The organism is Sneathiella aquimaris, from assembly GCF_026409565.1.
GTDB lineage: Bacteria > Pseudomonadota > Alphaproteobacteria > Sneathiellales > Sneathiellaceae > Sneathiella > Sneathiella aquimaris.
Map to the genome: position 1 here is coordinate 2,456,972 of NZ_CP112881.1, position 25,529 is coordinate 2,482,500.

Genomic DNA, 25,529 nt, shown 5'->3' on the forward strand with positions numbered 1-25,529 from the left:
GTAAAATGAGAAAAAAACTAGTAATTATTGGAAACGGAATGGCCCCTGGCAGAATGCTGGAGCATCTGTTTGAGGCAGATATAGAAGCATATGGCGTCACAATTTTCAACGCTGAGCCCCGAGTAAACTACAACCGGCTAATGCTGTCACCTGTTCTGTCCGGCGAAAAAACCTATACCGATATTATCACGCATGATGATGACTGGTACGCCGAACATGGCGTGACCCTGCATAAAGGTGCGCGCATTTCTAAAATCGACCGGACTAAAAAAACGGTGACATCAGAAAACGGTATCATCGCTGAATATGATAAACTGGTAATCGCCACCGGCTCCAACCCCTTTGTCATTCCCGTTCCGGGTCACGATCTTGACGGCGTCATGGTTTATCGGGATCTGGATGATGTTGAAAAGATGCTGGAAGTCTCCAGAACAGGAGGACGTGCGGTCGTCATCGGCGGTGGTCTGCTGGGTCTGGAAGCGGCTGCAGGGTTGAAAGAACAAGGGATGGAGGTCACCGTTCTGCATCTGATGCCAACCTTGATGGAACGACAACTGGATATTGCCGCGGGCGCCTTACTGGAAAAATCTATTCTGGCCCGTGGGATCGATGTTATCACAGGCGCTAATACCAAAGAAATTATCGGTAAAGATCAAAAAGTAGCAGCGGTAAGCCTTGACGACGGCACCCTGATCGATGCAAAAATTGTTGTAATGGCGGTTGGAATTCGCCCCTCTATCGATCTTGCAATCCAGTCAGACCTTGCATGCCAGCGGGGCATTCTGGTGAACGACAATATGCTTACATCAGATCCCGATATTTACGCGTTGGGGGAATGCGTTGAACATCGGGGACAATGTTATGGTCTGGTCGCGCCCCTTTATGAGATGGCAAAAACGTTGGCCGCAGACTTGCTCGACACCTCTCTGCCCTATAGCGGCTCGCAAACAGCAACAAAACTGAAAGTCAGTGGTATTGACCTGTATTCCGCTGGAGATTTTGAGGATGCCCCGGACCGTGAGGAAATTGTCCTTCGGGATGGAATTGCAGGCCTCTATAAACGTCTCGTAATCAAGGACAATAAAATTCTGGGCGCCGTTCTTTACGGGGACACGACAGAGGGGCCATGGTTCTTTGATTTACTGAAAAAAGGAACCGATATTTCGGACATGCGCGACACCCTGATTTTCGGACAGGCCTATCAGGGAGGCGCCCCTCTGGACCCCATTGAAGCCGTTGCAGCCCTGCCAGATGATGCAGAAATCTGCGGTTGCAACGGCATTTGCAAATCCACAATCGTTACAACCATCAACGACAAGGGTCTAACCTCCCTCGATGACGTCAGATCCCACACAAAAGCATCAGCCTCCTGTGGAACCTGCACATCGCTTGTCGAAAATCTACTACAGTTGACCGCGGGAGATGCCTACAACCCGTCCGCCGTTACACCGGTTTGCACCTGTACAGATCTTGGTCATAGCGATGTGAGAAATGCAATTCGAGCCCAGTCGCTAAAATCAATTCCTGACATCATGCAACGACTGGAATGGAGAACATCCAGTGGATGTGCCAAATGTCGCCCAGCGCTGAATTATTATCTGATTGCCGAATGGCCCGGAGAATATGAAGATGATAACCAGTCCCGGTTTATTAACGAACGGGTTCACGCCAACATTCAGAAAAATGGAACCTATTCTGTTGTACCGCGGATGTGGGGCGGCTTGACAACAGCCGATGAACTTCGCGCCATTGCGGACGCGGCAGATAAATACAACATCCCGACGATCAAGGTGACCGGAGGACAACGGATTGACCTTCTGGGTGTTGAAAAAGAAGATTTACCCAGTGTGTGGGCGGACCTTGGCAAGGCTGGCTTTATATCGGGCCATGCCTATGCCAAGGGGTTGCGCACGGTGAAAACCTGTGTCGGGTCGGACTGGTGCCGATTTGGAACACAAGACTCGACCGGATTGGGCGTAAGGCTGGAAAAATTCCTGTGGGGCTCCTGGGCGCCGGCAAAGGTAAAGCTGGCCGTTTCAGGGTGCCCAAGAAACTGCGCTGAGGCAACCTGTAAGGATGTGGGCGTGATTTGCGTGGACTCTGGTTTTGAAATCCATTTCGCAGGGGCCGCCGGGCTTGACATATTGGGGACAGAAGTTCTCGGTCTGGTGAAAACCGAAGATGACGCCCTTGAGTATATAGCGGCCCTTATCCAGATGTACCGGGAGCAAGGGCATTATCTTGAGCGTATCTATAAATGGGCGCGCCGGGTCGGACATGACGTCATTCGAGACAGTATTATGGACGACACCGAAAGGCGCAAAGCCCTGTACGACCGTTTTGTCATCTCCCAAAAATACTGCCAATCGGACCCATGGTCTGAACGTGTTTCCGGAAAAGACAAGCATGAATTCAACCCCCTAAAAACCATTGAACTGGAGGCCGCAGAATGACGTCAGAAACCATGAATTGGACAGAGGTCGGTCAACTTTCGGAAATACCGGTTCAGGGGGCCCGTTGCATAAAATTGGGAGAGACGACGATTGCCCTTTTTCGGACAATTACAAATGACGTCTTTGCCATCGAAGACAAGTGCCCCCACAAAAAAGGGCCCCTCAGTCAGGGGATTGTGCACGACAATTGCGTCACATGCCCGTTGCATAATTGGGTAATTTCCCTGGAAACCGGTACCGCGCAAGGGGCCGATGAAGGCTCAACATTAACTTTCTCAACACGTATTGAGAACGGGATCGTTTCAATTGCCCTTAGTGCCCCTAAAGAGGTCGCCGCGTGAGTCGTTTAAAAGAATGCAAAACCACCTGTCCTTATTGCGGGGTAGGATGCGGCATAGTCGCCAAATTCAACGAACAGGGTCTGGTCTCTGTTGAAGGAGATCCGGACCATCCCGCAAACGGGGGGCGCCTCTGCTCCAAAGGATCCGCATTGGCGGAAACCATGTCTGACACCCCCCGTTTGCACGATCCAATCGTTGACGGCAAAGTTTCAGACTGGAATGAAGCACTTGACCTCATTGCTTCGAAATTCAGCGATACCATTTCCAACTTTGGGCCGGACTCCGTTGCTTTCTATGTCTCTGGCCAGCTGCTGACAGAAGATTATTATGTGGCCAACAAACTGATGAAAGGTTTCATTGGCTCGGCAAATATCGATACCAATTCGCGTCTCTGCATGGCGTCAAGTGTCGCAGGCTACAAGCGCGCCTTTGGTAGCGATACTGTCCCCGTCTCCTATGCCGATCTTGAATGCTCGGACCTTGTTGTTCTGGTCGGAAGCAATCTCGCATGGTGTCATCCCGTTTTATATCAACGCCTGGCAGCTGAAAAAAAACAACGGCCAAATCTGAAGATCGTGGTAATTGATCCAAGAAAAACCATGACAACTGATATTGCTGATTTGCATCTGGCGATTAATCCCGATGGCGATGCTGCTTTATTCATGGGTCTTTTCGCACATCTGCAAAAAACAGGGGCCTGTGATGATGGTTTTATTGCTCGCCATACCAACGGGTTTGACGAAACACTGAAACAATGCGCCCCCTTAACGATTGATGAAATCGCTAAAAAAAGCGGTCTGGAACCCGCTGAAATCATTAGTTTCTATGAGCTATACCGGACCACCCAAAAAACCGTTACAGTTTACAGTCAGGGCGTCAATCAGTCCCGTGTGGGCACCGATAAAGTCAACGCTATTCTAAACTGCCATCTGATAACCGGCCGGATTGGCAAACCGGGTACAGGTCCGTTTTCGATCACCGGTCAGCCCAACGCCATGGGTGGCCGGGAAGTAGGCGGTCTCTCCAATATGTTGGCCGCCCATATGGAACTTGATAACCCAGCCCATCGCAACTCTGTTCAATCCTTCTGGAAGGCGCCTCACCTTCCTGAAAAACCGGGGCTTAAAGCCGTCGATCTGTTCAAAGCGGTGGACAAAGGGGACATCAAGGTTCTGTGGATTATGGCGACCAATCCCGTTGATAGTTTACCGGATTCTGACTTTATCAAAGAGGCCTTGAAAAAATGTCCCTTTGTCATTGTTTCTGATATCTATCAAAACACCGACACAAACGCCTTTGCCCATGTTCTTCTTCCCTCCTCTGGTTGGGGGGAGAAAAATGGGACTGTCACAAATTCCGAGAGACGAATTTCGCGCCAACGTGGCTTTCTACGCGCCCCCGGAAATGCAAAACCAGACTGGTGGCAAATGGCTGCTATTGGCAAGCGGCTGGGGCATCACGGCGCTTTCGACTACTTGAACGAAGCAGACATTTACCGAGAACATGCGGCGCTATCTGCGCTTGATAATAACGGCTCACGGGATTTCGACATTGGAGAACATTCCAGACTATCGAACGACGGCTATGATAATCTGGCACCGGTTCGATGGCCGGTTCCGATTAAAAAGAACCCATCAGAACGCCCTTTCTTTTCAGATGGACACTTCTTCACAGCCAACAACAAGGCAAACATTATCCCCGTCGCGATGCCCACAAAAGATCCCGAAACCGGACCGTATCAATTAAATACCGGTCGGATCAGAGACCAATGGCACACGATGACCCGAACCGGCAGGTCCCCCCGGTTATCTGCGCATTTGTCTGAACCATTTGCAGAAATCCATCCCGTTGATGCCCAGAAACTTGGCATTGAATTAGGTGATATTGTTGAACTGACAAATAAACATGGTCGCCTTCTAGCCAAAGCCACGATCACGTTCAGGCAAAAAAAAGGTCAGGTTTTTGTACCGATGCACTGGACGGATCAATATGCATCAAATGGCCGCGTCAATAGCCTTATTCCATCGATCACAGATCCTGTATCCGGGCAACCGGCATCAAAAAACACAGGCGTTTCCATTCAAAAATATGAAGCCAGGACCTTTCTGTTTCTGCTTACCCGGAAAAAGCCCGTGTTACCCGCTCGCGGATATTGGGCGACCTTCGAAACCGAAGGAGGATGGGCAACGGAATTTGCAGGAAAAGAGGATCTATTCGAGAAATTGGACGTTATCAAAAAAATGCTGAACGTCGATCTAAAAACCGCGCCCCTTGCCTACGAAGACAAGAAACGTGGGGAATATAGGCTTGCTTTGTTTCATGGCCAAAGGCTTGAAGGAATATTGTATGCTTCAGGATCCCCCCTTTCGGTTTCAAGAAGCTGGCTCTGTTCCAAATTTGAAGGCGACTTCAATGATCCGAAGGCACGGTATTCTGTGGTTGCCGGTAAAGCCCCCGTCAATGAAATAGACAAAGGCGCCATTATCTGTTCCTGTTTCGGCGTCGGAATCAACGAAATCGCAGACGCTGTTCGATCTGGCTGCTGTAGTGTCGAAGCCGTTGGAGATGCGACGCAGGGCGGCAGCAATTGCGGATCTTGTCGCTCTGAAATCGCTGAGATCATCAACAAAAATGCTCTTGTCGCGGCCCAGTAGCCTGTACACGCAACCATCCTCTTCGTCTCCACTGATGACAGGAGATTCCCGATCTCTCTCGAACAAGGACTCCCGCAAAACCAACTGACTATGCGTCAATGATTTCGAGGCAATGTCCATCCAGTAGCTGTTGAAGAATATCCACGTGTTTGGCGAAAACCGTGGCAGGAAATGGGGTTTCCTGCGCCATCATATTCACAACACCCAGATCGGAAAACGCCAAGTCAAAGAAGAGATCCCCTACTGAAACCGCATATTGTTGGGGCGACTTTAGCGGAGTGATCATAATTTTCACGAAAGGCGGCTTTATCAACTGACCATCACCATCGATCAGCGTCTTAGCTGTTTCATGAACGCCCTCATAGACTGCACCGAACGGGCCCTCATCCGCACCATCGCTGTCAAATTCGTCATCAAATTCACCGCCAAGATTTTGCGCAGGCTTACTGAAATACTGCGCCAGCCATTTGACGAAATAATCTTCGTCAAAGACATCGGTCATGAAGCTTCTGAAATCACGAATATGGTCGGCTCCAACCTGAAACGGCACCGCACTTTCTGTAAGATTTTGTCCCAGATAACGTGGCATATCCTGGTAATTCTCTTCCAGAAAATGGCCAAACTCAATCAACATTTCAGATAGGGCAGGCCCTAAAAAGCCAACGGAATACGTCAAGGACGGTTGTAAGCTGACCCCTTCATGAGGGAACAGGGGCGGAATGTAAATGACATCCCCCTCTGAGACCGTAACCTCTTCTCCGTCAAATGAGGTTTTCAGAATTTTAAGGGGAATGTCCTCAATATGATCTTCCTTTTCAAGCGCTTCATACGCAACCTTCCAGCGCCGTTCGCCTTTGCCCTGCACCAGAAAAACATGATAACTGTCCGAATGTGACCCCACAGTGCCGCCTTTTGGCGAATAACTGACCATAATATCGTCAAGCAACCAACGAGGGCAAAAGTTGAAATGCTTTAGAAGTTCCGCTGTTTCTTCATGGTACAGATCAACATTCTGGACAAGCAGGCTCCAGTCTTCTTCGCCGAGTTCTGCAAAAACCTGTTCGGCCAAAGGACCATAATCACATTTCCAGTCGCTTTGTTTTTTACCTTTTCGAACAAGACGGGACTTCACCTCTTCTTCCATTGCAAGTCCGGCAACATGATCCTCATCAATAAGTGTTTCCGTCACTTCTGTTGGGATCAAGCCCCGAACGACAAATGGCTTTTTGTTCCAGAATTCAAGAAAAAATTCTTTGGACGTTGGCAAATGATCAAGAATAAGAGACATGGATTTGAGTCTGTTCATAAGTAAAAAATGGTTGATAGACGCATACACGATGCGAGTAAAGCCGGTTTAACAAAAGCAGACACACAAACATCGATACGATGGTCTGAATTTCAATCGAATCACAGTGCAAGCCCAATCGCCGTTAAACAGCAAATTCAAGCGCCCATCCTCACTCCCTCATCGCTGATAGCCCTATGTAGAGGGCCATATATAGCGTGGGGACAAATAAATGCCCAGATCTCCCACGTATAGTTTGACAAACAAACAGATGCAAACAATGACCTATGGTGAATGTCACGTTTTCTGGAAAGAATAGTCATATGGAAATCACTGTAAATTTTTTGGACAACCTTCGGCTTGAGGCAAAGTTTGATGATTTTACAATAACTACTGATCAGCCAATCCGGTATAAGGGCGATGGAACCGCCCCTAGTCCATTTGACTATTTCCTTGCGTCTTCTGCCCTTTGTGCCGCCTATTTCATCAAGGTATATTGCCTGTCTCGTGATATCCCGACAGACGATATTCGAGTGTCTCAGAACAACATCATTGATCCTGAAAATAGATACAATCAGACCTTTCAAATTCAAGTGGAATTGCCGCCCAGTATTTCAGAACGGGATCGGCTGGGAATTTTAAGATCTGCGGATCGCTGCACCGTCAAGAAAGTCATTCAGACAAGCCCTGAATTCAAGATCGATGCAGTTGATGATTTAAACGACACACCGTTGCTAGATGCCTACGAAGGCGACGGTAATACCATGATTATTGGTAAAGACCTGCCGTTGGAAAAAACGATTAAGAACATGACCTCTATCCTGTCCGATATTGGCATCAAAATCGAAATTGCATCCTGGCGTAATATTGTCCCAAATGTCTGGTCGCTTCACATCCGCGAAGCGGCATCCCCCATGTGTTTTACCAACGGTAAAGGGGCGACACAGGAAAGTGCCTTATGTTCAGCACTCGGTGAATATATCGAACGGATGAGCTGCAACTTCTTCTACAATGATTATTATTTTGGAGAAGAAATCGCCAACAGCGAATTTGTTCATTACCCGAACGAAAAATGGTTTAAAGCCGGCGACGACGATGCCCTGCCGGGCGGCTTGCTGGATGATAGATGTCTGGAACTCTATAACCCGGAAGGTGATTTAAGGGCATCTCATTTAATTGACACGAATTCAGGACGGGCAGACCGCGGGATTTGCGCCCTGCCCTTTATTCGTAATTCTGATCAGAAAACGATTTACTTCCCATCAAATCTGATCGAAAACCTTTTTGTCAGCAATGGTATGAGTGCAGGAAACACGCTGAATGAAGCAAAGGTCCAATGCTTGTCCGAGATTTTCGAGCGTGCCGTCAAACGCCGGATTATTGAAGAAGAGATCATTCTGCCCAGCGTCCCAAAGGAAGTTCTCGCAAAATATCCCCATATCCTGGAGGGAATAAACGAGCTTGAAAATAAAGGTTTTCCTGTTCTGGTTAAAGATGCGTCATTAGGGGGCAGGTTCCCTGTCATGTCCGTCACTTTAATGAACCCGAAAACAGGGGGCGTTTTTGCGTCTTTTGGTGCCCATCCAAGTTTTGAAGTCGCCTTGGAACGATCCCTTACTGAATTACTGCAAGGACGTAGTTTTGAGGGGTTAAATGACGTGCCACCGCCAACTTTCAATAGTCATGCCGTCAGTGAACCGAGTAATTTTGTAGAACATTTCATTGACTCAACAGGTGTTATTTCATGGAAATTCTTTAGCGAAAAAGCAGATTTTGCATTTTGTGAATGGGATTTCAGCGGTACGACAGAGGAAGAGAATGAAACCCTCATGAACATTCTTTCAAGCCTTGATAAAGAAGTCTATATTGCAACCTATCAGGATTTTGGCGCGCCTGCCTGCCGGATTTTGGTTCCCGGCTATTCCGAGGTTTACCCCGCAGAGGACCTGATTTGGGACAACACCAATAAAGCATTGATGTTCCGGGAAGACATTCTGAACATTCATTCCTTATCCGACGAGGAGCTGGAAGATCTGCTAGAGCGCTTCGAAACCGCCCAACTGGATCATTATACCCTTATCTCAGAAGTGATCGGCATTGAGTTCGATGAAAACACCGTCTGGGGCAAGCTGGATATTGGAGAGTTGAAGATCCTGATTTATCTTGCCCTAAACTATTTTGAAGACGCAAAAGAGATCATTACTGACTTCTTGAATTTCAATGATAATACCGTTGAGCGCGTTCTGTTCTACCGGGCCATGAGCGCCGTTCTGGATATTACACTTGATGACGATCTGGACATTGAAGACTATTTACCCAACTTGACCAGAATGTACGGCGCCGACGTTATAAAGAACACGGTTGGATCCGTGACTGGAGACGTCCGCTTTTCCGGCTTAACGAAAACAAGCCTGAAACTTGAAGGGTTGGATAAGCATTTGAGATTGATTGAAAGCTATAAGAAATTGCACACGGCGCGGGCACGCCAACAATAACGGAACCTCAACCTCCGTTTATCAAAGACCAGATCATATCGCTGTGGGCTTAAAAAATGAGGATTGAAGATCAATCCTCACCCTTGGCTTCTAACGGCCCTATTGTAATTCACTGACCTGCAAAGAAAATCAGGAATATCTCCGGGTTCTTCAGCCCGGCTTAAGCCCCTTCTTTTTTGGAAGACATTAAACGGTCGTTGACGCAAACAGACTGAACCGTTCAATTATTCAATACCTCAGGCAGGCCCACCAGACGATATCCAGCGTCTTTCAGTTTTTCTGTGACGCGATTTGCGATCGCCAGGGCGCCCTCGCTGTCACCGTGCACACAGATACTGTGAATTGGTGTTTCAATCCCACTTCCAGACGGCGTCATGATCTTTCCAGCCTTTAAAAACGAAAGAACCTGATCGGCACTTTGTTCGGGGTCGTGAATAACGGCGCCGGGCGATGACCGCGGGGTCAGGTTTCCGTTTTCCTGATAGGTTCGATCTGCAAAAATCTCAGCGGCAGTTGGCAATCCGGCCTCTAGCCCCGCCTGATAGAGACAGGATCCCGCTGGTGCCAAAAGCATCAGCGCCGGTGACATCCCCTGAACGGCCTTCGCAATAGCCTGCGCCATCCCCATATCTTCGCAGGCCATATTATTAAGCGCCCCATGGGGTTTCACATGGGTAACGCAACCACCCTGACTTTCCGCAATCCCTTTCAGCGCACCGATCTGATATGTGACCATTGCGGCAAGTTCTTCCAGAGAAATAGACATTCTACGCCGACCGAACCCCTGAAGATCAGGAAAGGCGGGATGGGCTCCGATACTCACCCCTTTTGCAAGCGCCAGCCGGACTGTTTCCGCCATAACCAGAGGATCACCGGCATGATATCCACAAGCAATATTCGCAGTACCAACAACATCCAGCATAGCGCCGTCATTGCCAATGGAATATGCCCCGAAACTTTCCCCCATATCTGCATTTAAATTGATTTGCTTCGTCATGATAGATCCTCTAAATGGCCTGGAAAAAGCCCCGGTTTTTGTGCATCGACAACACCCCCGATCAGGTTGCTGGCATACAATGCCTTCAGGTCAACGGCCCCTTCGCCATAATAATCGTGAATGCTATTGATACTTTTCTCTATTTTACTTTTCAGCAATTGGCGAGACGCCCCTGCCTGTTCCAGGTTAACGGCCTTGAATTTTATTTCTTTGCCCGGCGTCAATTGGCCCAGACGGTGAAGATCTGCGCTGATGATCGTTGCCACTTTCGGATACCCGCCAACAGATTGGCAATCAACACATAGAATAATCGGATGACCATTACCGGGCACTTGAATGGCTCCGGCAACCAGCCCATCGGAGATAAGATCACTTCCCTTTTCCGGCTTTGGAAAAAGCGCATTTCCTTCCAAGCGGATCCCCATCCGATCCACGTCACTGCTGACCTTGAAGGCGTTCAACAAGAAAGATTGAACGGTATCCTCTTCGAAATAGTCCTCTTGCGGGCCAAAAATAACATTGAAGGGCTCTTCTGAAAGCGACACAGGGTTAGCCATCAGTCTCTCATATCCGCGAACGGAGGCAGCCTGTTTAAGCGACAATATATCACCGACCTGAAGAAGGCTTCCCATATGCGCGCGGGCATAGGTTGAACAACTATCCAACACGGGATCAAGATCAAGCCCCCCTTCAATCGTAAGATATCCCGTTGCCCCCTTCGACATCGGGTTCACTTTAAGGACATCCCCTTCATTGAGTGTCACAGTCTGCCAGGGTGATATGGGTGTTTTATCCCCACTTTGGGCATCAATAAGTTCGCCTCCAACGTGACAGGCGAGCGCAACCCGCAACGAACCCACCTGCGCTTTAATCGTTGGGCCCATAAACCGAAATTCTATGGCTGTCTCAAAAGGATCATTTCCGACCAGCGCGTTCCCTAATCGCAACGAAACCGGGTCAATCGCACCGCTTCGGGGGACACCAAACCCGCCATAGCCAAACCGCCCTTTATCCTGAAGAGAGGCCAGCATACCCGGTGATACAATTTTCAGTTTTGCTGTCATCCTAGCGTCCCTCCTTCATAAATGAAGTCGGCATCAGACGACCCGCGGCCAAGTCCTCTTTTAATATCTCGAAATCATGACTATTTACCGCTTCGAAGGAAACCTTTTCACCAGGCGCAAGCAAGCTTGGCTGGTCCCAGACGGGATTGAACAGAGGGACAGGGCAACGTCCAAGCAAATGCCATCCCCCTGGGCTTTCCCACGGATATATCGCGGTCTGATCATTCGCGATAGCAACCGAACCTGCCGGTACCCGCACACGCGGACTGGTGCGCCTTGGAAAACGTAATATATCGGGAACCTCCGACATGAAAGGAAATCCCGGTAGGAACCCGATCATCAGAATATCAAAGACCTGCCCACTATGAAGTGCAATTACTTCCGCAACAGACAAATTGGCGTCCTTTGCGACCTCCTCAAGGTCCGGCCCGTATTCCCCCTCGTAGCAAACAGGTAATGTCCACAAAGTGAGTTTTTCTTCATCGGCACCATCAGGCTCAACCGCCAGATCTGAGACCGTGTCCTGAACCGCTTTGTAATCCGCCTTTGACGGATCAAGGCAGACCGTTAAAGACCGGGATGCTGAAACCAGGTCAACAACACCGTTCAGGGCCCCTTTATCAATTTCACCCTGAACCTTCGATCGAAGGGAACGCACGGTTTTTGCACCAACCGCCCCCTTCAAATTCGGATATTCAATTGTGAACGCTGTGTCACCCAGCATTAACACGCGGATGTCCATGACCAGATCCTATTCTCAAAATATGACTGACAAAAGTTCAGGTTCAATTATGACATGGCGCCGCTTAATAGAACAGGCTAGGCAACCATAACGCCAACTGCGGGAAGGCAATCAAAATTGCAATCATGGCGAACATGGTTGCAACAAAAGGCAGCGCCCCAATCATAACATCTTTCAAAACACCGCGGGAACGAATGGATTGTACGACAAAAAGGTTGATGCCAATGGGCGGCGTAATCAACGCTGTTTCCAACAAGACCATGAGCAGGATACCGAACCAAACCGGGTCATACCCCATGCCCACAACAATCGGCGTTACAATGGTTGCTGTTGTAATCAACATGGAAAAGGTTTCCATAAAGCAACCAAGGATCAGGTAAAAAACGACAATCAGTAATAGTGTTCCAAGTGGCGTCAGGCCCAGTGAAACGATAAAGTCGGTTAATTGTGTTGTCAGGCCAATTGCTGTGAGAACAAAGTTCAGAAAAACAGCGGCAATAATGATCAACATGATGATGGCGGTTGTCCGCATGGTACCGCGAAACACTTCACGCATCATGTTGAAAGACAGACTTTTATGAAACGCAGCAAGAATAAGGGCTGCGACTACCCCCAATGACGCCGCTTCCGTTGGTGTTGCCCAACCTGCATAGATAGAACCCACAACCACAAGGAAGATAAAAATTGGCGGCACGAGATTAATCAGGCTGGCAAAGCGTTCAGACCAGGAATAGTGAACTTTCTCGCCGCCCCATTGAGGTTTGTAGACACAGGCAATTCCAACGGTTCCCATAAACAGGGCTGCCAATAGAATACCGGGGATAAAGCCCGCAAGATACAGTTCTGAAACCGACGTATTGGTCAACAGTCCGAAAACAATCAGATTGATAGAAGGCGGGATCAAAATTCCTAACGTACCGCCAGCGGCAATTGTTCCAAGGAACAAAGGCTCGTTGTATTTGCGTTTATGCATTTCAGGTTCGGCAACCGTTCCAATGGTCGCAGCCGTTGCGACACTTGAACCAGATGTTGCAGCGAATAACGCGCAAGCACCAATATTTGAATGCATTAATCCACCCGGTAGCCACGACAACCATTTGGCCATGGCGTCATACATACGCGTCGTAACTCCGGATCGCAGAAGGATCTCACCTAACATGACAAACATCGGAATTGCGACAAGCAGAAACTCGATCGAGTTTGTCCATACAATGTCGCCGATCGCACGGTGGATGGGCATACGGGTAAAGAAATGCCCCAAAAACAGACCAAGCCAGCCCAGCGCCGCAGCGACTGGAACACTTAGCCCAATTAGGGCAAGAAGGACGATTACAGTGACAGGCAACATGTGATTAGCCCTTCCCGCTTAAATGTTTTTCTGATTGAGAGGGATCTTCTCCGCCATGTAATTCTGCCTGAATTTCTTCATCGAGAGACGGAATACCGATCAGTTCGTTTACGCGGTTATAGTCGCTTTTCAGCAAGGCTGTAAAAGACATGACCGTTAAAACAATTGCGGTAAACAAAGCAAAGCACAATGCCGCGAACCAGATGGTTTGTGGAATGGCTAAAGGGGTCTGCAACGGCGTGATGGATTTACTGCTATATTCAATGGCATCTGAAACCAAGCCGAAGGCGAAGTAACAGATGACGGCGAGAAACCCTGCTGTAAGAACCATGCTTAAGGCATCAAGAATACGCTGAATTTTAATGGACAGCTTATTATAGATAAAATCAATACGTATATTTGCCCGGGTGAGGAGTGCATAGGAATAGGCACATGCCGTTGAAATGGCAAACACATACCCAGAAATCTCATCCGCGCCCGCGATCGAGATATTCAGCAGCTTCCGGGTGATAACATCATAGGTCACCAGAAAGGCAGCTGATAACAATGCCCAACCGCCGACTTGCACAATAATATGAATGAATAAGTTTATTGGTTTGAACATTGGTTTTCTCAGCGCTTCCTGAAAGATGAATTTCCAGATACCCGATCCGGATCGACGCGCCAAGCATCGATCCGGTGAAGGATGGGTTGGTTTACTTGGCCACCGCTTTCATATTAAGAACTTTACCGACAGTGGCGTTCCAGTTGTCAGCACATTCTTTACCGCACCGTTCAGCCCAACGCGCTAGAACCACGTCATTTGCAACCTTGTCACGGGCAGCCAGATCAGCTTCAGTGGGTTCAACCAATGTCATGCCACCCAAAGGAGCATCTTTTCCGATCGGGCATTCATTGCTGGTCAGGCAGGCAATTGCAACATCATCTTCTTTCGCCGTTGCGGCCCACATTTCATCTGTCAACTTGTCAAGACGGGCTTTCATGTCTGTTTGTTGCGTTTCAGACATAGAGTTCCATTTGTCCATATTCATCGCACCAAATGCGAGGCCCCAACCAACACGCATTGAATATACGTATTTTGCGGCCTGATACCATTTCGCCGTGTAGGCAGACATGGTTCCGGTAATCGCACAGTCAACGACGCCTTTTTCAAGCGCAGGAATCACTTCACCAAACGACACGGTCACAGATGTTCCGCCCACGCCTTCTACAAAATCACCAAGAGATGTAGCATAAACACGGATTTTTTTGCCTTTTAGATCACCAATGCCGGAAATTGGGTTTTTGCAATATAAAATTTGGCTGGGAAAAGGATAAAGTTGCAGCAGTTTTGCATTGTAATATTTCGCGAATGCTTTTTCCAAGGTTGGGAAAGAGGCTTCCGCTACTTTGCGCTGAGTGACAATATCTTGCGTAACAGAAGAAAGGTCGCCCCCTTCAAACACGGCATTCTCAGCCGCAACATATCCCGGAAGACCGTATGCATAATCAAACACACCGGATTTCAGCATACGCATCACTTCAAAGCCTTTCAGGCCAAACTCTGAATATGACCCGATTGTCGCAATCACGCCACCTTTGGTTTTCTTCGCAATACCCCGCCAGAAAGGGGCTTCCCGATCATTGTAATTGGTCATGCTATTCCATGTACCAATCACGCTCATTTTAGTCGGTGCATCAGCAGCCTGCGCGCTCGCTCCCATGGCGAGTGCTGTTGCAAAACCTGCCGCAACGCCCACCGTTTTCAATGATTTCAACATATTTAGTCTCCCTATTATTAAATACTATTTCAAACGTTAGTGTAGGTTGGTATTAAATTGTTCGCGTCCCGCACCGGCCCCCCGAATATCAGTGATCAGCATATGGCCGGGGGCGTGTGTAATACAGATTGAAGGCTTTGCATTCCGAATGGCGACTTGCGGTGTAACGCCACACGCCCAAAAAACGGGCACTTCGCCTTCTTTTATCTCTGTAGGATCTCCAAAATCTGGAATATTTACATCCTCGATCCCAATGGCGGACGGATCCCCGAAATGGATGGGGGTGCCATGGGCTTCTGGAAAACGACTGGTAATTTCTACTGCACGAATGGCGTCCTTCACGGTCATCGAACGCATTGAGACGACAAATTCACCCTTAAAAGGCCCCGCTTCGACTGCCTGAATGTTTGTCCGGTACATCGGCACCGTTTTGTTTTGGATGATATGACGAAGCGGAATGCCGTCCATCATCAAAGCGTCTTCAAACGAAAAAGAACACCCTAATATAAAGCTAACGAAGTCATCCCGCCAGTATCCTCGTATATCATCAACCTGTTCAATAAGGTTGCCGTTTTCAAAGATCTTGTATTGAGGCACATCTGTCCGGATATCGATATCGTCGCCGAGCGTGTGCAAGATTGGATCGCCTGTTTCAGATACCCCCACCAAAGGACAGGGCTTTGGATTTCGTTGGCAAAAACGCAAAAAATCTGTCGCATATTCCGCAGGAAGAATAGCCAGGTTCCCCTGAATAAAGCCTCCGCCCAGACCAGCAGTCCCGCCGGTAAAGGATTTGTTGCGAATGGCGGCGCGGACTTCTTTAGGAGACGCCGTGCGCAATTGTTCCTGAATATCCATCATCACCGTTCCCTCACTGCTCTGTAATTTTTGCTCTGATATTCTTTGAAGCGAACCATTACATAGCGGATCAATAAAAGCGAACTAGATTTTTCTTACCCATTTGATAGGTTTTAGTTATCAGCTAACCACAATAGTCATGTGCAACATCCGCTGCCAGTGTTGCCATTTTCTCTGCCAGCGGGTTGAAAGGCTCCCTTGGGTATGATGCAGTAAAGACCAGATCGGAAGGTTCCCAAGTACTTGAAATTTTCCGCAAACGCTTCTGATCAACCTCCTCGTTTATCAGGGCGAGAGGCAGCATGCCGATCCCCAACCCGTCCAGCGCCATCCGTTTACACGCAGCAAGAGACGTCGACGGGAACAGCCTCGAAACTTCAATATCTTCCTGTTTGGATACCGCCTGCACCTCAGCAAAAGGGCGGGTATTCCGGGCATAGGTAATAACTGGTTTTTCCAGTATTGTCTGTAAAGGCACCACACCTTCGGGCAGTTCAATTTCCGGGCTGCAAACCCAAGCAAGCTCAAAAGAGCACAAATCAACATTTTGAATACTGAACTCTGAGATTGGGCCCATCAAAAATGCAAGATCAAGGGACCGGCTAACCAGCTCGTTTCGCATATTTGCCGTAACATCCACCGTCAATTCGATATCAACATTTGGGAAACTGTGATGGACATGCTGAAGAAAATCAGAAAGCCACGTATGAACAATCGTTTCTGAGACCCCTAACCGCAACATTCCTGATAAAGAATTTGTTTCACAGGCTCTTTCCTTGAAGCGATCGGCCATTACCAGCATTTTCTGGGCATAAGGCAGGAGCTCCACCCCCTTGGATGTGAGTTCAAATTTCCCGGCGTGACGTGAAAACAGTTCAGTGCCCAGCGATTGTTCAAGAGCGACAATGCGCGAAGAAACAGCAGGTTGACTTGTATACAGCTTTTTCGCAGCTTTCCGAAAACTACCAAGTGTCGCAACCCAAACAAATGTCTCTAATTGCTTAAAGTTCATCCAACTGAGCCGCCTGCTTTATGTCGGACATTCGATCCGATGATGTTCCTGTTTCAAGTATGCAGTGTGCATTGTTTTTATACGCTTGTCATCAGGGAAGGTCCCGCCCCTGAAGTTGGCCTATCGCTTTAACTTGCTACGCCTGATCCCCGGAAAGACTGCGTTGTCCCATACGAAGCCGCAGATCGCCCCATCTGTCCCAGCATATCGCCTGCTTAAAAGTGGGAAGCGATTGAAAACTTTTAAAGATTCAGTCTTCATTGTTCACCATTTAGTTGCAAACTGGTCCATTTTATTCAATGGTGTTTCAACAAGAAACAGGAGGGGCTCCCTCCCTAAATAATTATAGGCAAGTTTGATTGAGTCTCACAATATGCAAGACGTAATGGAAAAACCTGCGGCAACACCCGCAAACGGATTTACTGAGTTTTTCAAAAGCAACAATATTTTTCCCGGCTTAAATGATGACCAATTGAAAATTATTGCAGAAAACTGTTCAGTTGAACGATACCAAAAAGGCGATTTAATACTGCAATCTGAACAGGAATATAGCGCCCTATTAATTCTTTTCCACGGAACCGTCGATGTCGTTTTGGAGAGCTCTGGAAATACACAGAAATTTGTAATCGCCACTCTTGAAGCTGGCACTCATTTCGGCGAAAAAGGCTTTATGGAAATGGGCGGCGCGGCCGCAAACGTAATTGCATCAGAGCCAGTAACCGTTCTGTCTATTCAGCGAGACATTGCCAATAAATTAGACATTTATCAAAGCATGATAAAAAGCATTGCCACCGTTCAGACCCATCGAATGCAGCATGCAAATTCAAGACATGCAGAAGCCCTTAAGGCCGCATTTGATCGCCAGATTGAGCAAAATTCCTTCGGCCGATTTTATATTGCAACAATCCTGCTTTTCGCTATTTCGAGTTTCTTTCCCGACTATACCCATGAGTCCCCGTCATTTCAGCTGGCGATCCGATGGGTATATCTGCTCCTTGTTCTTTTCCCCGCTATTTATGCGATAAAACAACAGAATGTTCCAATGTCCGTCTTTGGAATTACAACCAAAGGATGGCAGAAGTCTCTATTTGAGAGTATTCTGGTCAGTATTGCATTTCTACCCGTTCTCATTCTCTTCAAAATCTACAACGCGCCTCCCGACCAGCCTGTTTTCAGTTGGGACACCCTGAAAGCCTTCAGTAGTGTGCAATTGGCTATCCACATTATTACGTATGTCCCCCATTCTGCGATACAGGAGTTCATTGCGCGAGGGGTCGGCCAAGGATCGCTTCAACGGTTTATGCCAGAAGCGCATTTTATGAAGCCGATTGTAATCACCAGTCTGCTTTTTGGAATTTTACACCTGCATCTTTCGATTAAAGCTGCAGTCTTCACCTTCTTGGTAAGCCTGTTATTCGGGTACTTGTATTACCGGCATAAGACACTCGTCGGCGTTTTTGCCCTCCATGTAGTTCTGGGGGTTTCCGCAACAGCTTTGGGTTTGATCTAGGAGGCATCATGGATTGGTTATTTAAGCTGGTGGTGCTTTACGTCGCCCTGACAATCCTTGCGATTGTCACCCTCTATCTGACGGCCTTGCCCGATAGCTCGGACGCGACAGGATTTTCCCAACTGACAATAGCCCATCGGGGCGATGGATTGAATTTTCCAGAAAACTCGCTACCGGCGATCAAAGGGGCAAAAAAGCTAAATGCCAATGCAGTTGAAGTTGACGTAATGATGTCCTCTGATGGCGTTCTGGTCGCGATGCATGACCCCACACTTGACCGCACCACAAATGGAAGTGGCCTCGTTGCCGATCATACATTCGTTGAACTTTCCAAGCTACGCCTCAAAGGGAATTCAGATGCCTCTATTCCATCGCTCGAAGAAGTCGTTCAATTAATCCAGGAACTCGATTTAAAGCTGGAAATCGAAATGAAGACTGAAATTGAAAGAAAATATGAGGCTTCCGTCAAGGTTGCGCAGCTCTTTGAGAAATACAAACTGGAAAAACAAGCTTTTGTTTCTTCGTTTGATCCCCGTTTCTTATATTATTTGCGTTCCGAAAACCCAAAGATCGTGACCGCTTTAGCCATTAAACGCCATCCACCCTATCACAAGCTCATCGAATTTATCATTCGCCGTGACGGTTTCGTCGACTATTTAGGGGCTGGTATTATCGAGCCGTCAGTCGATATTGCGGATAGCGCCTTTATTGAAAAATGGCTAGCAAAAGGAAAGGTGATCAATGTATGGACAGTGAATTCACAGCGGGAAAAAGCTGTCTTCAAAAATCAGCCCATCACGATCACTACAGATTGCCCCGGCAGCTATTGCTAGAATACGGGGCTGAGCGAAGCAGGTAACATCAAGAACAATCACTGACGATATCGCGGGTTTTAGAGGGATCGTAACTCAGAGGAAGCGTCGCGGCGTTGCAAGATTTGGCTACCGCCGCCGCTCTGAAAACTGCACATTACATTGTCCTCAATCGGTTCAATAAATCCTTGAATAAGATGTAATCGACGTTGGAAAATGGCGCTCACTCTAGAATGGATGAAAAGGAAAAACCACGCCCACTCCAATCGCTGTTCCGCTCCCTGTCGTCCCCCTGACGAACTTCACTAATTTCCCCGGAGCAAAGCACAGGATGAAGGTTCACACATATATTTGGTTCCCCGGAATGTATTGCGCAGCGGCGGTTGCTTGGCATTTACACGTAAACGTTACGGCGAGAAAATTACTACTGACCCAATCTCCACCGATACGAAAGACCTCATATTCCTGACATCCTTTCCCCTCTTCATATTCTTCAACATGCTGTTCGGTTCAACGCTTGGTCTAAACCGGGTTGTCGGGATGCAGTAGATCTTTTAGCCGAACGAGGTCTGGACATATCTTACGAGGCAGTACGATGATGGTTTCTAACATTTTGCACGCCAATAGTCAGAAGCCCAAGATCCTCTCGCCCTCCTTTCAATGACGAATGGCATCTGGATGAAATGGTTATTGTTAATCGAGGAAAGTGTCGTTGACTGCGGCGCTATTGACAGTGAGGGCAAAGAGATGGATTGCCACTTACAATCCAAACCAAACACCAAACCTGCTTTGAAACTGAAATCGCATTAAAAGGCATACCGAGGTTTGTGTTTAGCCGCCGAACACACTGACAGCAAATAGTTGAACATAAGGGCGGAACCTGCTCATCTCCCGGCAGGAAAAAAACCAAAAAAAATGCAGAAGTTTAAACAATCAGTATCTGCTCTGAGATTTCTCAATCTTCTCTCAACCACTTACAATAGCTTTTACGTCCCACGCCACTTAATCAATCGACTAAAATTCTAGCAACGTTGTGCTAACGCTTTTCGTATTTGGACGAATGCATCTGCATCTGTTTACAAAGTTTTTTGCCAATTCTCTGTGTCGCCAGAAAGTTAATGTGACGTCATCAGCAACCTTACCCTTGATGTCCACCATTGCCTGTTTTGAAAATGCTTTATGTGAAAACGTTAATATCTCGCTCCCGCCCAATTCAATTATTGATATACATCTGATTTCCGTCACTTCGTCCTGCAAAACCGCATTTCACACAATAAAATTCTAATTCATCCTGGAGAGAGATGAATGACCGGCAGGGCGGGTTTTTGTTGGTAAACTAGCTCAGAGAAACCCTCTGCGCCGGATAAAGAGAGTTGAGCTTGAGGGTATAAAAGGATGTCTTTGGACTTTTTACTTCTTTGACGCCCTGCCAGCGGCTGGCGAGGTCTTTGTCGATACCCATCAGGTCAAGAGGCCGGCAACGGAATGATTGACAATATCATCGTTGCTTATGGGATGAGTCTCGAAGGCCGGCTTGCCGTACGGTATCGCTGAACATCTGTTCTGGTTTTATAAGGAGGCCACCCGGACCGCCCGTATGAAAGAGACGAAGAACCTCCAGTTTTGATACGCCCAGACTATCAAGAACGGAAGATCCTAGTCTATGGATGTCACCGGACGTACTTTTGACAAGGGCGATTGAGGGAACCAGTTGGCAGCGGTACGGATCAAATGGGGCATACCTTCAATGGTCATAGTCCCAAGTTCGAGAGCATCTTTAACCGTGGCATCGCCCATCCAGACCGAGATTAGGCAATCAAGGCTTGATGTTAGATAAACATCCACTTCAAGTCCCGGATCGTCCATACATAGATCAACGGTATTCTCTCTTGCGACGACCCACCAACGGGAATAACTATCATGATCCTTAAATTTCACATAAAGGACTGTGTTCCCGTCGGGAAGAGCATCGGCATTCAATGTGCGGTGGAAATCCCACATAAAACCGCTAATATCATAGTCTTCTTCACCAATCCGACGACGGCGCCACCGCAGTCCCCATACTGCCATATATTCCACAATAGGCCCCAATTCCCGGCCTGAACGGGTGAGACGATATTCCTTGGTACGACCGGTCGCGCCTGATTTACGAACAATCAGATCATTGACTTCAAGCATCTTGAGGCGCTTGCTCAAAACGGTTGGAGACAGCCGAGGCAGAGCCCGTTGAAAATCATTGAACCGCGTGGTGCCCAAAAACAACTCTCTGAGGATCAATAAAGTCCACTTATCCCCGAGTAATCCGGCAGAGGAGATGGCCGGGCACAAACTTCCGGTTTTGATTTTGAGATTATCTTGCATTCGAAGACGCTAACATTCATTCCGCGTCGTTACAACTACTCTAAATGTAGTTGATTGCTACCAATTGAATAGCCGATTGCTACTGCCTCCGCAGTATCTTGCCGACAGGCCGGCCCCTATTCTTTGCCCCACATTTAATAGGAGGGCATAATGCTAGCAGACCACAAAAACATTATTGAAACCCATAGACAACACGGCCAAAACAGTGTCCGTCGCCTGCAAGCCCCATTGAGGGAAGAATATGAAAAGGATCCAAACGCGGCGTGGATTATCGATAGCGCACGAGCCTCGTCCGATCAGGTGAACCCGAACTATCCTGTCCATGGCCACGTAGTTTTTGGCACCGGCGTACCGGCCAGCCAGGCAATTTCCGCCCATAAAGCGGTCGGCGGGGAGAGTGATTTTCCCTGTCCCGGGGAGGCCTTGGCCGCGGCCATCGCTAGCTGCCTTGATATCTCGACCCGCATGGTGGCAAACCTGCTCGGGATCAAATTGCTCCATTTGGAAGTAACTGTCGATCTGGGCATCGATGTGCGCGGAACCCTGATGATGGACCGCACTGTCCCTGTTGGTTTTCAACAAGTGGATATTGCTTATAATCTGAAAGCTGCCAATGACGTGACGGAGGAGCAACTGCAAACTCTGATGACTGCGGCAGAACGGAGTTGTGTCATACTGGAAACCGTAAAAAATCCGCCCAGGATCAGTGTTCAGCGCAATGCGTATTTTAAATAAAGCGCGCTTTTTCAAGTCCAAGACACTTTAACATCTAACCAAAATAAACTTACAATGAGAGGACGCCTGCTATGGGTCGTGCGCTTACATTTTCATACGGCATTGCTGTCTACGGGATCTTCTTCGGGGCTTTTCTGTATTCCATCGGATTTGTTGGTAGTCTGATAGTTCCCAAAAGCATTAATTCAGGTCCTGAAGACACCCTTTTATTCTCCCTTGCCGTCAATATTGCCTTACTGAGCATCTTTGCTCTTCAGCATTCAGTGATGGCGCGCCCCGGTTTCAAGAGGGTCTGGACGCAGATCATTCCCCAATCCATTGAACGCAGCACCTATATCCTACTGACCAGTGGTGCACTTTGCCTGATTTTTGTCGGGTGGCAACCCATCACCCACGTGATCTGGGATGTCTCTGGCACATCACTCGGCCTTGGACTTCAGGTCACTTTTTGGACAGGCTGGCTGATCGTGCTGACCGCTACCTTCATGATTGATCACTTCGAGCTTTTTGGATTGAAACAGGTTTTTAGCCATTTGACGAAACGGGAATTTGAACAAAGCGGTTTTCAAAAACGCTTTTTATACCGGCTGGTGCGCCATCCCATCATGACCGGTTTTCTGATCGCTTTTTGGGCAACACCTACCATGACCGCCGGCCATTTACTGTTCGCCTGCGTAACAATCGCCTATATCTATATCGCGGTGACCCATTTTGAAGAAAAGGACCTGGTCGACCAAATTGGAGATGACTATAAAAACTATCAAAAAGATGTGGGATCCTTTATCCCGGGGATTGGTCGGAAACGGAAATAGAGATGGCGTTCTGATCTTAGCGTTCTGGTGTCAATAGGGCAGCCACGATCCCCGGCCACCGTCGCTACAGGGTTTTTCTGAAATTCTGGATACCATCAATCATCGATTGGACGAACAGACCCCCTAGTGCCGGGGCAGTTTGGACTTGTCGTAAAAAAATGAACAGGGCCTCCAAAAGAATTATTGATATACTTGTGTGATTTTTGTTTTCGGGAGTGGGATTTTGCTCGGGGCGTTGCCCCTGCCTGCACCTGAGCAGCTGACGCTGCTTGTTGTGAACCTTTCCAGCCTTTGCGTTGCAAAGCCTGGCTGAGTTTCTCATGCTATTCCAGAGTAACAAAATGCAAAAAGGCCATCCTGTTGGATGACCTTTTTTTCATTTGGTTGCGGGGGTAGGATTTGAACCTACGACCTTCAGGTTATGAGCCTGACGAGCTACCGGGCTGCTCCACCCCGCGGTTGTGTAGAGTGTTATAGCAAAAAACACCCATTTGGGTGTTTTTTTGTTTGACGTTGTGAGAGGTTAATATCTGTCTTTCGCAGGCCTGGCGGCGACCTACTCTTCCGTGCCTTAAGACAAAGTACCATCGGCGCTGGGAGTTTTCACTGCCGAGTTCGGGATGGGATCGGGTGCGGGCCTCCCGCCATAGCCACCAGGCCGGCGAAAGACAGATATAAATTACATCCGGAGGGCTTCGTTGAGGGAAGCGCCTCGTTTATTGAGTGTCTGTTTTGACTACTGTGCATGAACGTGCTCAGATCAAACTCTATCGAGTGATTAGTACTGGTCAGCTCCAAGTGTTGCCACTCTTCCACCTCCAGCCTATCAACGTGGTGGTCTTCCACGGCTCTCAAGGGATATCTGGTTTTGAGGTGGGCTTCCCGCTTAGATGCTTTCAGCGGTTATCCCTTCCGTACTTAGCTACCCTGCAGTGCCACGGGCGTGACAACAGGTCCACCAGAGGTACGTCCACCCCGGTCCTCTCGTACTAGGGGCAGCTCCTCTCAAATATCCTACACCCACGGCAGATAGGGACCGAACTGTCTCACGACGTTCTAAACCCAGCTCACGTACCTCTTTAATTGGCGAACAGCCAAACCCTTGGGACCTGCTCCAGCCCCAGGATGAGATGAGCCGACATCGAGGTGCCAAACAATGCCGTCGATATGGACTCTTGGGCATTATCAGCCTGTTATCCCCGGCGTACCTTTTATCCGTTGAGCGATGGCCCTTCCACGCGGGACCACCGGATCACTATGACCGACTTTCGTCTCTGCTCGACTTGTCAGTCTCGCAGTCAGGCTGGCTTATGCCATTGCACTCGACAGCTGATTTCCGACCAGCTTGAGCCAACCTTCGCGCGCCTCCGTTACCATTTGGGAGGCGACCGCCCCAGTCAAACTACCCACCATGCAGGGTCCCGGAACCGGATAACGGTCCTCGGTTAGATATCAAAAGTCAAAAGGGTGGTATTTCAAGGATGCCTCCACCGCCACTGGCGTGACAGTTTCAAAGGCTCCCACCTATCCTACACATTTAAATCCTGATACCACTGCAAAGCTGTAGTAAAGGTGCACGGGGTCTTTCCGTCTGACCGCGGGTACTCCGCATCTTCACGGAGAATTCAATTTCGCTGAGTCTATGTTGGAGACAGCGGGGAAGTCGTTACGCCATTCGTGCAGGTCGGAACTTACCCGACAAGGAATTTCGCTACCTTAGGACCGTTATAGTTACGGCCGCCGTTTACTGGGGCTTCGATTCGCAGCTCTCACCACTCCTCTTAACCTTCCAGCACCGGGCAGGCGTCAGACCCTATACGTCGTCTTGCGACTTCGCAGAGTCCTATGTTTTTAATAAACAGTCGCCACCCCCAAGTCTGTGCCACCCCCCAAAAGTTGCCTTAAGAGGGGTACCCCTTCTCCCGAAGTTACGGGGTCATTTTGCCGAGTTCCTTCAACATAGTTCTCTCAAACGCCTCGGTATACTCTACCAGTCCACCTGTGTCGGTTTGGGGTACGGTCTATAATGATGGAGCTATTTCCTGGAACAGGTTCACGGCAGGTCCAATCCAATAAGGACCCACAATTTACCCCATTCGTCACTACCATCAGGTTCAGGAATATTAACCTGATTCCCATCGACTACGGCTTTCGCCCTCGCCTTAGGGGCCGACTAACCCTGCGCAGATTAGCTTTACGCAGGAACCCTTGGACTTTCGGCGTGAGTGTTTCTCACACTCATCTCGCTACTCATGTCAGCATTCTCACTTCTGATACCTCCAGGCACCCT

Annotated in this window: 17 protein-coding genes, 1 tRNA gene, 2 rRNA genes and 2 pseudogenes (1 of these 22 cut by a window edge); 9 read left to right on the top strand and 13 right to left on the bottom strand. The window is 48.4% G+C overall.

Annotated features, from left to right (window positions below):
• The first annotated feature begins 5 nt into the window (after window positions 1–5).
• From nirB to OIR97_RS11580, 3 genes are read left to right on the top strand one after another with little or no spacing between them, the layout of a single operon-like run.
• The gene (gene nirB, locus OIR97_RS11570; RefSeq protein ID WP_267177714.1) at window positions 6–2,453 is read left to right on the top strand and encodes a nitrite reductase large subunit NirB; all 2,448 of its coding nucleotides are present in this window, start codon (window positions 6–8) and stop codon (window positions 2,451–2,453) included.
• A complete protein-coding gene (gene nirD, locus OIR97_RS11575; RefSeq protein ID WP_267177715.1) occupies window positions 2,450–2,794 on the top strand; it encodes a nitrite reductase small subunit NirD in 345 nt (114 codons plus the stop codon). Before nirB ends, nirD begins: the two co-directional genes overlap by 4 nt.
• Window positions 2,791–5,448, top strand: a complete 2,658-nt coding sequence (locus OIR97_RS11580; protein WP_169545779.1) for a nitrate reductase — start codon at window positions 2,791–2,793, stop codon at window positions 5,446–5,448. The genes nirD and OIR97_RS11580 overlap by 4 nt, the downstream gene beginning before the upstream one ends.
• 88 nt (window positions 5,449–5,536) lie before the next feature.
• Here OIR97_RS11580 and OIR97_RS11585 read toward each other — a convergent pair whose 3' ends face one another.
• Window positions 5,537–6,736, bottom strand: coding sequence for a cupin domain-containing protein (locus OIR97_RS11585; RefSeq protein WP_169545780.1), 1,200 nt, complete (start codon window positions 6,734–6,736; stop codon window positions 5,537–5,539).
• 320 nt (window positions 6,737–7,056) lie between these two features.
• Between OIR97_RS11585 and OIR97_RS11590 the strand changes: the two genes are divergently transcribed.
• Window positions 7,057–9,228, top strand: coding sequence for an OsmC domain/YcaO domain-containing protein (locus OIR97_RS11590; RefSeq protein ID WP_169545781.1), 2,172 nt, complete (start codon window positions 7,057–7,059; stop codon window positions 9,226–9,228).
• Between the two features lie 220 nt (window positions 9,229–9,448).
• Here the strand turns inward: OIR97_RS11590 and OIR97_RS11595 are convergent, their stop codons facing one another.
• The 8 genes from OIR97_RS11595 to OIR97_RS11630 form a co-directional block, all read right to left on the bottom strand.
• On the bottom strand, window positions 9,449–10,225 hold the full coding sequence (locus OIR97_RS11595) for a LamB/YcsF family protein (RefSeq protein WP_169545782.1): 777 nt from the start codon (window positions 10,223–10,225) through the stop codon (window positions 9,449–9,451).
• Window positions 10,222–11,289, bottom strand: a complete 1,068-nt coding sequence (locus tag OIR97_RS11600; RefSeq protein ID WP_169545783.1) for a 5-oxoprolinase subunit C family protein — start codon at window positions 11,287–11,289, stop codon at window positions 10,222–10,224. Before OIR97_RS11600 ends, OIR97_RS11595 begins: the two co-directional genes overlap by 4 nt.
• Before the next feature lies 1 nt (window position 11,290).
• Window positions 11,291–12,031: a 5-oxoprolinase subunit PxpB gene (gene pxpB / locus OIR97_RS11605; RefSeq protein ID WP_169545784.1), complete on the bottom strand. Its 741-nt coding sequence runs from the start codon at window positions 12,029–12,031 to the stop codon at window positions 11,291–11,293.
• A gap of 64 nt (window positions 12,032–12,095) precedes the next feature.
• Window positions 12,096–13,379 (bottom strand): TRAP transporter large permease, encoded by a 1,284-nt coding sequence (locus OIR97_RS11610; protein WP_169545785.1) that lies wholly within the window; start codon window positions 13,377–13,379, stop codon window positions 12,096–12,098.
• 4 nt (window positions 13,380–13,383) lie between these two features.
• Window positions 13,384–14,046: a TRAP transporter small permease subunit gene (locus OIR97_RS11615; protein WP_169545786.1), complete on the bottom strand. Its 663-nt coding sequence runs from the start codon at window positions 14,044–14,046 to the stop codon at window positions 13,384–13,386.
• A 28-nt stretch (window positions 14,047–14,074) separates the two neighbouring features.
• Window positions 14,075–15,139, bottom strand: coding sequence for a TRAP transporter substrate-binding protein (locus OIR97_RS11620; RefSeq protein WP_169545787.1), 1,065 nt, complete (start codon window positions 15,137–15,139; stop codon window positions 14,075–14,077).
• 36 nt (window positions 15,140–15,175) lie between these two features.
• On the bottom strand, window positions 15,176–16,000 hold the full coding sequence (locus tag OIR97_RS11625) for a putative hydro-lyase (protein WP_169545788.1): 825 nt from the start codon (window positions 15,998–16,000) through the stop codon (window positions 15,176–15,178).
• A gap of 121 nt (window positions 16,001–16,121) precedes the next feature.
• On the bottom strand, window positions 16,122–17,009 hold the full coding sequence (locus OIR97_RS11630; protein ID WP_169545789.1) for a LysR family transcriptional regulator: 888 nt from the start codon (window positions 17,007–17,009) through the stop codon (window positions 16,122–16,124).
• Window positions 17,010–17,394: 385 nt separating this feature from the next.
• Between OIR97_RS11630 and OIR97_RS18810 the strand changes: the two are divergent.
• From OIR97_RS18810 to OIR97_RS11640, 3 genes and pseudogenes are all read left to right on the top strand, one after another.
• Window positions 17,395–17,694, top strand: a pseudogene (locus tag OIR97_RS18810) (cyclic nucleotide-binding domain-containing protein); the annotation flags it as partial.
• A gap of 588 nt (window positions 17,695–18,282) precedes the next feature.
• A pseudogene (locus tag OIR97_RS18815) lies at window positions 18,283–18,519 on the top strand (CPBP family intramembrane glutamic endopeptidase); the annotation flags it as partial.
• A gap of 8 nt (window positions 18,520–18,527) precedes the next feature.
• The gene (locus OIR97_RS11640) at window positions 18,528–19,352 is read left to right on the top strand and encodes a glycerophosphodiester phosphodiesterase (protein ID WP_169545791.1); all 825 of its coding nucleotides are present in this window, start codon (window positions 18,528–18,530) and stop codon (window positions 19,350–19,352) included.
• Window positions 19,353–20,987: 1,635 nt separating this feature from the next.
• Here OIR97_RS11640 and OIR97_RS11645 read toward each other — a convergent pair.
• Window positions 20,988–21,692, bottom strand: a complete 705-nt coding sequence (locus OIR97_RS11645; RefSeq protein ID WP_169545792.1) for a winged helix-turn-helix transcriptional regulator — start codon at window positions 21,690–21,692, stop codon at window positions 20,988–20,990.
• Between the two features lie 150 nt (window positions 21,693–21,842).
• Here OIR97_RS11645 and OIR97_RS11650 point away from each other — a divergent pair, with 150 nt between their 5' ends.
• Window positions 21,843–22,427, top strand: a complete 585-nt coding sequence (locus OIR97_RS11650; RefSeq protein ID WP_169545793.1) for an OsmC family protein — start codon at window positions 21,843–21,845, stop codon at window positions 22,425–22,427.
• A 71-nt stretch (window positions 22,428–22,498) separates the two neighbouring features.
• Window positions 22,499–23,239: a methanethiol S-methyltransferase gene (mddA, locus tag OIR97_RS11655; protein WP_169545794.1), complete on the top strand. Its 741-nt coding sequence runs from the start codon at window positions 22,499–22,501 to the stop codon at window positions 23,237–23,239.
• A 381-nt stretch (window positions 23,240–23,620) separates the two neighbouring features.
• Here the strand turns inward: mddA and OIR97_RS11660 are convergent.
• The 3 genes from OIR97_RS11660 to OIR97_RS11670 all read right to left on the bottom strand — a co-directional run.
• Window positions 23,621–23,697: transfer RNA gene (locus tag OIR97_RS11660), tRNA-Met, on the bottom strand.
• Window positions 23,698–23,782: 85 nt separating this feature from the next.
• Window positions 23,783–23,897, bottom strand: a 5S ribosomal RNA gene (gene rrf / locus OIR97_RS11665).
• Between the two features lie 99 nt (window positions 23,898–23,996).
• Window positions 23,997–25,529 (bottom strand): 23S ribosomal RNA (locus tag OIR97_RS11670); it runs 1,212 nt beyond the window's last position.